The sequence below is a fragment of the Nitrospirota bacterium genome (assembly GCA_040754395.1).
Taxonomy (GTDB): domain Bacteria; phylum Nitrospirota; class Thermodesulfovibrionia; order Thermodesulfovibrionales; family SM23-35; genus JBFMCL01.
Map to the genome: position 1 here is coordinate 1 of JBFMCL010000029.1, position 11,716 is coordinate 11,716.

Annotated in this window: 9 protein-coding genes; 7 read left to right on the top strand and 2 right to left on the bottom strand. The window is 50.2% G+C overall.

The features are described 5' to 3' along the window. Window positions 1–399: 399 nt before the first annotated feature. Window positions 400–1,368 carry a M28 family peptidase gene (locus AB1552_12580; protein ID MEW6054603.1) on the bottom strand — a complete coding sequence of 323 codons (969 nt, stop codon included), beginning with the start codon at window positions 1,366–1,368 and terminating at the stop codon, window positions 400–402. 283 nt (window positions 1,369–1,651) lie between these two features. On the opposite strand from AB1552_12580, the gene AB1552_12585 reads away from it, so the two are divergent. The 3 genes from AB1552_12585 to AB1552_12595 are packed head-to-tail and all read left to right on the top strand — an operon-like array spanning window position 1,652 to window position 6,090. Beyond that, entirely contained in the window at window positions 1,652–4,882 is a 3,231-nt protein-coding gene (locus AB1552_12585) for an AsmA family protein (protein ID MEW6054604.1), read from the top strand. A 32-nt stretch (window positions 4,883–4,914) separates the two neighbouring features. Next, the gene (locus tag AB1552_12590) at window positions 4,915–5,529 is read left to right on the top strand and encodes a DUF1318 domain-containing protein (GenBank protein ID MEW6054605.1); all 615 of its coding nucleotides are present in this window, start codon (window positions 4,915–4,917) and stop codon (window positions 5,527–5,529) included. Window positions 5,530–5,583: 54 nt separating this feature from the next. After that, window positions 5,584–6,090, top strand: coding sequence for a L,D-transpeptidase family protein (locus tag AB1552_12595; GenBank protein MEW6054606.1), 507 nt, complete (start codon window positions 5,584–5,586; stop codon window positions 6,088–6,090). 21 nt (window positions 6,091–6,111) lie between these two features. Here AB1552_12595 and AB1552_12600 read toward each other — a convergent pair whose 3' ends face one another. Further along, window positions 6,112–7,176 (bottom strand): tetratricopeptide repeat-containing serine protease family protein, encoded by a 1,065-nt coding sequence (locus AB1552_12600; GenBank protein MEW6054607.1) that lies wholly within the window; start codon window positions 7,174–7,176, stop codon window positions 6,112–6,114. Window positions 7,177–7,434: 258 nt separating this feature from the next. Here AB1552_12600 and AB1552_12605 point away from each other — a divergent pair, with 258 nt between their 5' ends. The 4 genes from AB1552_12605 to AB1552_12620 are packed head-to-tail and all read left to right on the top strand — an operon-like array spanning window position 7,435 to window position 11,698. Continuing rightward, entirely contained in the window at window positions 7,435–8,652 is a 1,218-nt protein-coding gene (locus tag AB1552_12605) for an efflux RND transporter periplasmic adaptor subunit (GenBank protein ID MEW6054608.1), read from the top strand. Next, a complete protein-coding gene (locus AB1552_12610) occupies window positions 8,652–9,350 on the top strand; it encodes an ABC transporter ATP-binding protein (protein MEW6054609.1) in 699 nt (232 codons plus the stop codon). The genes AB1552_12605 and AB1552_12610 overlap by 1 nt, the downstream gene beginning before the upstream one ends. Then, entirely contained in the window at window positions 9,325–10,482 is a 1,158-nt protein-coding gene (locus AB1552_12615) for an ABC transporter permease (protein MEW6054610.1), read from the top strand. Before AB1552_12610 ends, AB1552_12615 begins: the two co-directional genes overlap by 26 nt. Before the next feature lie 49 nt (window positions 10,483–10,531). Then, on the top strand, window positions 10,532–11,698 hold the full coding sequence (locus AB1552_12620) for an ABC transporter permease (protein ID MEW6054611.1): 1,167 nt from the start codon (window positions 10,532–10,534) through the stop codon (window positions 11,696–11,698). The last annotated feature ends 18 nt before the right edge of the window (window positions 11,699–11,716 follow it).

Genomic DNA, 11,716 nt, shown 5'->3' on the forward strand with positions numbered 1-11,716 from the left:
ATACTGGTTATTGGCTGATGTTTATAAAGGAAGGACTTTTGTCGATGGTGTATTGAAGCAGGAAACCAAGGTGCTTGAAAGGATGGCCGCCTAAATGCTTTTTACACACCTATTGACATGACTCCGAAATGAAGGTCGAGATGGCCAAGTTAAAGAAGGAATTGGAAGAGTATAAAAAGCAATGAAATGAAATCCAGCCACATAAAGAGGCGCTTCCCTTGATTTGCACGGGGGCAGAGCGTTGACAGGTAGAGACTCAGGATAGCACATGAGTCAAGCCTTCCGGTTAAGATAGTTTACCCAAACATCTTGACCAAAGGAGGAAGGACATGACTCAGAGACAGTATATCATTAACCGGAATCTCAATATTCTGGAATCAGGGAAGACCCTCGGCAATATCAGTGAAGCCTGTCGGACCCGGAAAGATCCTTTACAACGTTGGAGATTCCCCACACCGCCTGCGCCATGGAGCGGTAATTAAGCTTTTCGTAAGTGTCTTGTGCAGTATGGTAGAAATCGTAGCGAAACAGGGCTGTGTCAGTGACCATGACGGCAGGATACCCTTCTTCCCAGAACGACCAGTGATCTGACCAGTCTATTCCGGTGATCCATCCCGGAGCCGAAATGCCTTCGGACGGAAAAGCTGTTTTTGCCCTGAAAACACCTATTGCGCGATGAACCAGCGATCTGGAGGGAATGTTGCCCACGAAGGCAAGGAAGTTTCCTGTAGCAGGATAGAACCAGCTGAGGGGGAAGGGATATTTTTGGCTTCCCTGCATGTCTGAATACCATCCTATTGTTTCAAGGGAAAACATCGCAAGGATATTTTCATTGCGGGCACGAACAAAAGACGAATATCTGCGGCTTCCCATGTCGCCGGTATGGAAGAACGGGGGCTCTTCATTCACAAATGCCACAAATCGTATTGTTCGGGAGGGATTTGTCATTTTCATAAGCCTTGCCATCTCAAGGAGCGCTGCAACACCAGAGGCATTGTCATTTGCGCCGGGGCTTCCTATTACCGAGTCATAGTGTGCACCTACAAGAATGATTTCTTCAGGTCGTGAACTCCCGGGTATTTCAGCAGCAATATTCCATACGGGCACTTTTTCTGTCTGATATTCCTGTTTTGCAACGTCATATCCCAGATTCCTGAATACACGTTCAATATAATTTGCAGCAGTGACAAGTCGCTCGTAATGCCAGATGTTCCTTTCACCTATGGTGTAGGACAATATGAAGACATGTTCCTCCAATTGAGTTTTGAGGAACTCTTCGTCTGAAGAGAGGGATTGGTGAGTCCCCGCATACGGATCTCCGGGCATATTCGTCATGTACCTGAGCATGGCGAACAGAAGCAAGGCCATGATAATTAATCCTATGAAAAGGAAAGCAGGAAAAGGAATCATTTTTTCAGGATTTCGGTGCATATATTCTACCGGAAACACAGCCAGGATATCTCTCATTATACATGCTTTCATGTTATTGCAGGTGTTTCCGATGTTCAGGATGAGATTTCTCTGCGCATGCTATGCCTGCCCCCGAAATCCGTGAGGGTTACCGCAGCATTGCAGAAGCTTTTTTCTGTACGTAACCTTTGGGAGACGCTGCTGTTGAACTCCCCGGTTTTATTTAGTGTAATATTAAAGTATGACAACGACTGCAAGGCGTGTCGTGAGGATTATTTCTACAGGATTGCTCGCACTGCTGCTTCTTCTTGTTACCCTCTCATACGTGTACTATCTCGAGATGAAAAAGATACTACTCGCGAAGATATCTGCGCGGTCAACCGTGTTCATCGGGCAGAAGGTTGATATCGGGGACATGTCATTCAGTCCTTCCGCAGGGATAACACTTCATGACATTACCGTGCAGAACCCAAAAGGCTTTGCACAGGGCCAACTGCTCAGGATAGAAAGAATATTCCTCAGCATGAAATACCGGGCTCTTTTCAGCGGGCGTTTTCATTTCCACACCATTGCCGTGCATTTCCCAGAACTCGCAATAGTGAGAGATGCAAACGGAAGACTGAACCTTTCAGAGAAGCTTATGCAGTTTTTCGCGAGAGAACCGACAATCCGGTACCAGATAGATGAGTTTGCGATCATCGACGGAACTGTTGATATCAACGGGGATAAGAGATTCAGGAACCATCATGTAAGGCTTTCCCTAAGGGACCTCTCTTCCGAGAAAGGCAGGAAGACCCTTATCCGGGGCTCCACCATTCTTACGGGAGAGAGCAGGGTCAAAATTGACGGATGGGCCTATCTGAAGGATGAACCAAAAAGACTGAATATCTCTGTTTCGTCACAGGGATTTTCCCTGTCTGCGCTGGGGAACTATTTTGAATCGCATGGCATCGATACAAACAAAGCAAAGGTGATTTTTGTCCTGAGCGCTGATGGCGATACCGGGAAAGGGTTTCATCTCTCAACAGACGTGCGCATAAAGAACGCGGAGTTCTCTTTTCTCAGAGATGATCTGCAGGAGATTCTTGTGAATATGCAAGCCTTCCTGAGCATTCCGGACCAGTCCCTCTCGATCGAAAATATTTCTCTCCGGGCAGGAGGTCTGACGGCTGCGTCAGCCAAAGGAGAAATCAGGAAGACGCAGCAGGACGTATCCTACAATGCGGTGCTGAACATCAGCAATCTTGATCTGTCAGTGCTGAATTTCATGAAGGACATGAAAATACGCGGAATAGTGCATTCCGAAAATCTGCGGGTCAGGGGAAGCCTGAAAAAAGCACTTCCGCAAGTAGCAGGCAGTCTCCGTCTGAAGGATGGTGCATTCAGCACAAAGACTGAAGATATCGCGGGCATACATGCAGAGTGTGAATTCCTGTCAGGGGGGGAAATGGCAGTGAAGGCGCAGGTGCGTGCAACGCTTTCGAAAGCATTCGGATATCTCCTCAGCAGCCCTGCGGACACGGATATCATCCTGCATGCCAGGGGCACCCCCGATGTCATGACAATGACATCTTCCGCGAAAATTTCTCCTGTCCGGATACATACAAAAGAAGGGAAAATGCTTTCTGCAGAAAGCATTGCCTTTGACGCGGACAGTACTGTCAGGCACCGGTCAATTGCAGGAAAAAGCAGGTTAACAATGAAGGGCGTTCAGGTTGGCGGGCACACAATCCCCCTGATACACGGCAGATCGACTGTTGCCTACAGGGAACACAGCATTACCGCGACAGATACCGTGGTTGAGGGTGAGGGGTTCAATGTCTCTGCCGGGCATGCAACGATCAGCCTGCCGGGGAAGACAGCACGCAGTGCGCTCTCAGTCGACATGCAAAGGTTCAATGCTGCATGGACAGTAAGGGATGCCGGCATCAGGGATGCTGCATTTTCCCTTCGGGTGGCGAAAAGGAACGCCCTGCTTTCCGGAGATGTGGGATTTTCGGTAAGGCAGGCATTCTACGGCGGATCGCAAGCCGGCGTCATCAGGGGAAAAGGACGGTTTAATGACAGGGAATTTTCGCTTGATATCACGGATGCGCAAGTTCCCCGCGGCAACCTGAAACTGACTGCAAAGGGAAAGATGGCAGAAGGTCCTTTCCCGATAAAGATCACGGCAAGCGCTGAGAATATCGACATGGAGAACCTGTCAAAAGCAGCGTCGAAAATATCCGGCGTGCCATATTCCGTCACGGGAAATATCAAAACGTTCAGCTTTGAAGGGATGGTCAGCTCTGCAGAGTCTCTGACAGGCAAGGCAGGAATGCAGGCAGAAAAAGTTTTTGTACTTGATAAGAAAAACAGAAATGTCCTGAGGGAAGGTATGGCATCGGGTGAGATTGACTTCAGAGGGGAGGATGCGGATTTCCGGCTTCGTGCAGCCGCAGGAAAGATAACGGCAGACATGTCCGGTTCGGTACAAAGCGTCATGAAGAAAGAACGAACGGCGGCGATCCGGATCAGGCTGCCGGAGCTGTATTTGACGGACATCAGGGAGACATTCTGGGATGTCTTTCCGGACAGCATGCTCTATACGGGCCTCGAGGGATCTGTTGCCCCGGATCTTTCAGTCCGGTACGGCAGGGATACCCTCAACGTCTCGGGAAATCTGGCCTGTAAGGATGTTGTCCTTCAGGGGGAAAACGGGGAGTATTCCATAGGTCCGGTCAACGGGATCATTCCGGTTATCTACAGCAGGGGCGTTCAGCAACAGAAGGGATTGCATCTGCCCTCATTCGAGCGGACCGAATTCAGCAACCTCAGAAAGTACTACTCCCACACGACACCTTCCAAGGACTTTACCAGGATAACGATAGGGTCTGTCAATTATGGATTCAGGTTTCTTGAGAATGTGGAAGTCTGGATAAAACAGGATGGCGGTTTTTTGAATATCAGTCATTTTAGTGGTAATATATTTGGAGGAAAACTGAATGGTTCTGCGGTGATTGATATGACGGAAGATATTACCTACAGGGCGGGAATTCTCCTGGAGGGCCTCAGCCTGACCAGGCTCTGTGACAGCATGGAACCGATTAAGGGATACATATCCGGAAAGGTAAACGGTATCGCAAGCCTGAAAGGTTCCGGTCGGGGTATTGCTGAACTGATAGGCAAGGCGGATTTCTGGACATACAGCACTGATGATGAAAAGACGAAAATCAGCAGGGAGTTTTTGCGCGAGGTCGGGGGTCCGTCCATTAAGGCGTATCTTGGCGACCGGAAGTTCAGCAAAGGGATCATGAACCTGTATCTGCAGAAGGGGTTTGTAATTTTCAGGGAACTCGAGATATCCAACAGGAATTTCTTCGGCATCCAGGACCTTTCTGTGAAGGTTGCGCCGTTCAACAACAGGATTGCGATCGACCATCTGATGTGGTCGATAACAGAAGCAGCCCAGAGGGCGAAAAAGAAGGGATAATGCAAAGAATTTATTCAAGGAGGGATAGAGGCATGAAACGCAAGATAACGTTTCTTTCAGGAGTGCTTTTCTTCACGCTGATGGCATGCGCAGTCATTACGGTGAATATTTACTTCCCGGAGAAAGATGTCAAGGAAGCGTATAAGGCGCTTGAAAAAGAACTTATGGGAACAGACAAGAAAGAGGGAACAACACCGGCAGGCAAACCGGAAAGCTCCATACGTTTTGAATTCGTCAGTTCTGCGTATGCGCAGGAACCCGGCCTCTCCGAAAAGATAGCGGAAATCGTAAAAAAAATGCCGGACGTGGTTGATGCCTACGGGGAAATGGGTGCCAGAATCAATGCTATCGACCGGCTAAGAGGAAGCGGGGTTGTGGGTGAGGCAAACAACGGACTTCTGGTCCTCAGGGAAGGGACCATTTCGCCTGATGACAAAAAGCTCGTGGACATGGAGAATGCCGACAGAACGACGGTAATGAAGGGTATGACGAAAGCGATTATCAGAATCAACAGGGTGCCGGAAAATGAGGCGAATATGAAGCAGGTCATGCCTCAGGCAGTTGAGCAGTTTGCTGCGATCAGGCGTGATGCTGCCAAACAGGGGTGGTGGATTCAGAGTCCTGACGGGAACTGGGCCAGAAAATAAGTGCACAGAAACCCGAAGTGCAGGGGTATAATTGACATGATCCGGAAAAGGATTTTGAAAGGGATCGTGTTCTTTGTCCTGTCAGGATATCTCTGTCTCGACCTGTGTTTTCCCTTTGCGGTACATGCCACGTTCGAGAAGGCAGACAAGGTTGTAGTGATCAAGAGCAAACGGCTCATGATGCTGATGAAAGAATGTAAGATTGTCAGGGCATACCGGGTTGCCCTGGGGCAGCAACCTGTCGGACATAAAACCAAGTCCGGAGACAAAAAAACTCCTGAGGGAAAATATGTTCTGGATTCAAGAAAAACAGACAGCAAATTCCATCTGGCGATACATATTTCGTATCCGAACGGTGCTGATGTGGCAAATGCCGAGCAGCTCGGCGCAATGCCGGGCGGAGACATCATGATACACGGTTTGCCCAAAAAAATGCAGGATGTCGGCGAATTGCACAGACTGACTGACTGGACTGACGGATGTATTGCAGTGACGAATAAGGAGATGGAGGAGATCTGGAACCTTGTCCCGAACGGTACCCCGATAGAAATAAAGCCCTAAGGCAGCGGGTCTGCCCCTTCCTCAGTTGATGATGTTCCGGAGGATGTCTGCCTTTTCCCTGTCAAGCTTCATGAGTGTCTGATATGCGCCAAATGCGCTTACCGTGTCTCCTGAAAGAAAATGGGTGATCCCGAGGTTGAAGTGCGCAACAGGGTTATCCGGTTCTATGGCAAGCAGCTTTCTGAAGGTGTCAATCGCCTGGGGATACTGGCTGTCCAGAAGGTACATGGTACCGAGGTTATTGTAAGTTTCGGAAGAATCCGGATTGAGGTCGAGGACTTTCTTGTATATCCCGATCGCGTCAGGGTACCGGCCGAGTTTGTAGTAAACCAGTCCCAGATTCAGGTATGCTTCCAGGTAATCCGGCTTCAGGGTCAATGCCTGGGAATATGCGTCTATCGCCTGAAAATACCTGCCTGTTTTCTCAAACCCGGAGCCGAGAAGGAAGTAATCCACCGGGTCACGGGAGATCTTTTCCGGTTCTTTTTTTTCCGGAAGCACCGGAGGGATACTGACAATCCTGCGTTGTGCGGATCTGTGTTTTTCGAGTTCACGTGCAGTGTCTTTCAGAAAGACCGCACCGTTATTGTGGGGAAATTTTTTTGGTATAAAGACCGCTGCCCCTATGACCTCTCCCTGCATATTGAACAGAGGGCTGCCGCTTTTTTGCTGTGTGACGGGAATGGAAATCTGGAATAGTTTGTCCTTTCTGATGATGTTTTTCACGGTCCCTTTTTCAGTCACGGACTCTCCTCCTGACGGGCCGCGTGTCAGGACAATATCGTCTCCCGGCTTTAACGGAAAGTCCGGCGCGAGTTTGGCAGAAGGAAGATCTTTTGCCTCAACCCTGATCAGTGCAAGATTGTTCGTACACCTTGAGGAAATCAGTTCCTGAATCGGCAGATGAATGCCGCTGTGAAGCTCGATATCAACACGGCTGTCTGTTCTTTTAAGCCACTGGACAATAATAAGGCAATCGGTTGCGATGATTCCTTCAGAGTCGAGAATAACCCCTCCTGCGGACATGAGATGATTGCCGTCCCTGTCGTCGAGATATATGGTCACCGCGACATCTTTGTTATGCATTAACGCATCGGAACCTCCCGAGTACGCGGGGCAAATGAGGATCCACAGCACAATTACCGCGGTCAGCGGAATGAATCTAAGAAGGTTTATTTTCATATATGCGCATAAACTCAGGAATCACCACAAACAAAGTATTATAATAGGTACAGGCACATTTTATAAATCACAGAACAAGCAGGATCCTGAACTGGCCGTATGCGGCAACGCAGAGGCAAATTTCGGGAATCCTGTCTTCATATGCACGAGGAGTGTATTCTGATGCCGAACGAAGACCTGTCACAGCTGAAAATCGACAAGACTGCTGAAATATATCAGCCGCAGAGAAAGCGGAAGGCGGTCTACTGGACAATTGGAATTGTCATTGCGGTACTGGTGATCGTTCTTTTTGCGGCCGGAGTGTTTACGCCTGCCGTGGAAGTGGAGCCCGCAAATGTGACGCAGATCTATCCGTCACAGACATTTACCCTTCTGAATGCAAGCGGATACGTGGTGGCGCAGCGCAAGGCTGCCGTTGCCTCCAAGGTGACCGCACGCCTCATTTCTCTCGCGGTGGAGGAGGGGAACAGGGTAAAAAAGGGCGAGATAATCGCCCGTCTTGAAAACGAGGATGTCAGGGCTGCATTGAATCAGGCAGAGGCGAATCTGAATGCTGCACGGTATGGTCTGGAGCAGTCGAGGGCAGAACTGAATGACGCAAGGGTCCAGTTCGAGAGAAACAGGAGCCTCATAGACAAGGGGTATGTTTCACAGGCAGAATTCGACTCCTCTGAAGCACGGTACAGGAAGGCTGTTGCTGCGGTTGCCGCAGCAGAGGCGGGTGTGAAGGCAGGCAGTGCCAGCCTCCAGAGCGCCCGTGTTGCACTTGAGTATACAATGATACGGGCTCCGTTCGATGCGGTGGTACTTACAAAAAATGCGGACATCGGGGATATTGTCACCCCCATTGGTGCTGCGGCTGATGCCAAAGCAGCGGTAGTGACCATTGCCGACATGGAATCCCTTCTGGTCGAGGTTGATGTGTCAGAGTCCAACCTTCACATGGTCAGGACAGGGCAGCCGTGCGAAATACAGCTTGATGCGCTTCCTGATGCCCGGTTCAGGGGCGAGGTGCATATGATCGTCCCTACGGCTGACAGGACCAAGGCAACGATACTGGTGAAAGTGCGTTTTGTCGATAAGGACAGCCGTGTATTGCCTGAAATGAGCGCGAAGGTTGCGTTCCTTTCACGGGAGATTACGGATGACGAAAGGGAGCCTCTGACCGCTCTGAGCAAAGCGGCGGTGGTAAAACGTAAAGGCGGGGATGTGGTATTCCTGATCCGTGAACACAGGGCATCGGAAACAGTCATCACAACAGGGAGGGAAATGCACGACATGATCGAGATTCTGGGCGGAATTAAGGCAGGTGACAGGGTTGTGCTCAAACCGCTCGAGAAAATGAAGAACGGTCTGCGAATAAAGGTTGCCGAGCACTGATGTCCGGGAAGCCCATCGTTGCAATAACAAACCTCTCCAAGTCTTACCGCCGCGGCAATCAGATCCTTCCGGTATTGAACAACATATCCCTGATTATTGATGAAGGGGAGTTCATGGCCCTCATGGGACCGTCCGGCTCCGGCAAAACGACGCTCCTGAACCTTATCGCAGGCATTGACAGGCCGGACAGCGGCTCCATTACAGTCGGCGGCATTGATATCACACACCTTTCAGAGACGGCGCTTGCCCGCTGGAGAGCACTGAATGTAGGGTTTATTTTTCAGTTCTACAACCTGATCCCGGTGCTCACCGCGTTCGAAAATGTTGAACTGCCATTGCTCCTGACCGGACTCTCGAAGCAGGAAAGGCAGTCTCATGTCGCAACCGCACTTCAGGTTGTCAACCTGTCTGACCGCATGGACCATTACCCGGGCCAGCTGTCAGGCGGACAGCAGCAGCGCGTTGCCATCGCGCGTGCGGTAGTAACAGACCCCGCCATACTGGTCGCGGACGAACCTACCGGAGATCTCGATCGTGTGTCCGCAAATGACGTGCTTGAGCTTATGGAGCGGCTTGTCCATGAACTCGGCAAGACAATCATCATGGTTACCCACGATCCCCGTGCAGCAGAAAAGGCACATGTGCTCAAGCATCTTGATAAGGGTATTCTGAATGCACATTCTGAAACTCATCCTTAAGAACTCCTTCCGTCACAAGCTCCGGACGTCTCTGACTGTGCTTGGTGTAACCATCGCGATTCTTTCATTCGGTCTCCTGCGGACGGTGATAAGCGCGTGGTATGCCGGTGTTGAAGCCTCATCTGCCAGCAGGCTCGTGACAAGAAATGCCATATCCCTCATCTTCCCCCTGCCTCTTTCCTATAAGGAGAAGGTCCGCCAGATCGAGGGGGTGAAAGCAGTCTCCTATGGCACGTGGTTCGGAGGAATCTATATCGATGAGAAGAATTTCTTTGCGAACTATGCGGTAGAACCAAAGACCTATCTTGCCATGTACCCTGAGATCATCGTGCCGCACGATCAGATGGCCGACGTGCTCCGTGACCGCAAGGCGGCAGTTGCAGGACAAAAACTCGCAAAGCGTTTCGGATGGAAGATAGGGGACATGGTAACACTCAGGGGCACGATATTCCCCGGAAACTGGGATTTCAATCTAAAGGCGATTTATCAGGGGAGGGATGAGACTGTCGACGAAACCGCGTTTTTCTTCCATTGGGATTACCTGAACGAGACATTGAAGCAGACCGCACCGGGCCGTGCTGACCAAGTAGGCTGGTATATGGTAGAGATTTCCAATCCCAGACAGTCTGCTGAAGTTTCCGCAAGGATTGATACAATGTTCAGGAACTCCCTTGCAGAGACATTGACAGAGACTGAAAAAGCGTTTCAGCTGAGCTTCATATCGATGACTGAGGCGATCGTTATCGCCATACAGCTCGTTTCTTTTGTAATCATCTTCATAATCATGGCGGTTGTCGCAAATACCATGGCGATGACAGCCAGGGAGCGTATCGGTGAGTACGCGGTATTCAAGACGCTCGGGTTTGGCGCGTTTCACATTTCCGGACTGATATTCGGGGAGTCGATCGCCATAACCATGACAGGGGCCTGCCTGGGCATTGCGCTGACGTTTCCGGTTGCGGGGATTTTTGCCAGGCAGCTCAGCAATTTTTTCCCTGTATTCATTGTTGAGACAGAGACAATCTATCTTCAGCTCGCTGCCTCTGTCCTTGTTGCGCTCGTCGCAGCGGTATTGCCGACATGGAGGGCAGTCAATATCCGGATAGCGGACGGACTGAGAAGAATAGGGTAGGAAAAGAACAGGGGATGAAGGACAAGACAACAGAGACGGAGCGAAAAGGATGAAGATTCCTTTCTCCTACAGCATACGGAATCTCTGGGCACGCAGACTTACCACGGTATTGACGGTATCCGGCATGGCGTTAGTGGTATTTGTCTTTGCAGCAGTCCTGATGCTTGCCGAAGGGCTGCAGAAAACCCTGGTTCAGACAGGATCGTATGATAACGTTGTGATTATCAGAAAAGCAGCCGAATCCGAAGTCCAGAGCGGGGTCGAAAGGCTTCAGGCATCTATTGTGGAGACCCAGCCGGAGATTGCGATGGACGAGGACGGGAAAAGGCTTGTCGCAAAGGAACTGGTGGTGCTGATCGCGCTTCCCAAGCGAGGTACTGATAACCCCTCAAACATTGTCATCAGAGGGATTGAAGAAAAGTCGATGGGGTTGCGGCCGCAGGTCAGACTCATGAGGGGTCGTATGCCAAAACCGGGCTCATCGGAAATCATAACAGGGCTGAGCATTGCAAAGCGGTTTGAGGGCGGAGGCATCGGGGAGTCTCTTCGTTTTGGCATGAGAGACTGGACGGTTGTCGGGATTTTCGATGCAGGGAATACCGGCTTCAATTCCGAGATATGGGGGGATGTGAATCAGCTCATGCAGTCCTTCAGGCGTCCGGTATTTTCTTCCGTGATATTCAGGCTCAGCAATCCTGCCGATTTTGATCGGGTAAAGCAAAGGCTCGACAATGACCCGCAGCTTACCATTGAGGCACTGCGTGAGACGAGATACTATGAAAAACAGTCCGAGATGATGGCCAAATTTCTGAGGATTCTCGGCATTACCCTCACAGTAATATTTTCTCTCGGTGCGGTTATCGGTGCAATGATCACTATGTATGCGGCGGTTGCCAACAGAACCGCAGAAATCGGTACCATGCGGGCGATCGGGTTTTCCAGAAGAAGCATTCTTGCAGCGTTTATTGTCGAGTCCCTGTTCCTCGGGTTCATCGGAGGGGTCGTCGGACTGTTTTTTGCTTCGTTTTTGCAGCTGTATACGATTTCGACCATGAATTTTCAGACGTTTTCTGAGCTTGCGTTCTCATTCTCGCTGACCTTCGGTATTATGTACAAAGCCATGGCTTTTGCGCTTGCAATGGGTTTCACGGGCGGCGTGCTCCCTGCAGTAAGAGCATCGCGAATGAATATTGTGGAGTCATTGAGGGCAAGCTGATATCCGGAAGCCGGAAGA

Excerpts from the sequence above, each read along its gene's own strand:
- AB1552_12580 (MEW6054603.1), bottom strand. The coding sequence starts at position 1,368 with ATGGCCTTGCTTCTGTTCGCCATGCTCAGGTACATGACGAATATGCCC.
- AB1552_12585 (MEW6054604.1), top strand. The coding sequence starts at position 1,652 with ATGACAACGACTGCAAGGCGTGTCGTGAGGATTATTTCTACAGGATTG.
- AB1552_12590 (MEW6054605.1), top strand. The coding sequence starts at position 4,915 with ATGAAACGCAAGATAACGTTTCTTTCAGGAGTGCTTTTCTTCACGCTG.
- AB1552_12600 (MEW6054607.1), bottom strand. The coding sequence starts at position 7,176 with ATGCATAACAAAGATGTCGCGGTGACCATATATCTCGACGACAGGGAC.
- AB1552_12605 (MEW6054608.1), top strand. The coding sequence starts at position 7,435 with ATGCCGAACGAAGACCTGTCACAGCTGAAAATCGACAAGACTGCTGAA.
- AB1552_12610 (MEW6054609.1), top strand. The coding sequence starts at position 8,652 with ATGTCCGGGAAGCCCATCGTTGCAATAACAAACCTCTCCAAGTCTTAC.
- AB1552_12615 (MEW6054610.1), top strand. The coding sequence starts at position 9,325 with ATGCACATTCTGAAACTCATCCTTAAGAACTCCTTCCGTCACAAGCTC.
- AB1552_12620 (MEW6054611.1), top strand. The coding sequence starts at position 10,532 with ATGAAGATTCCTTTCTCCTACAGCATACGGAATCTCTGGGCACGCAGA.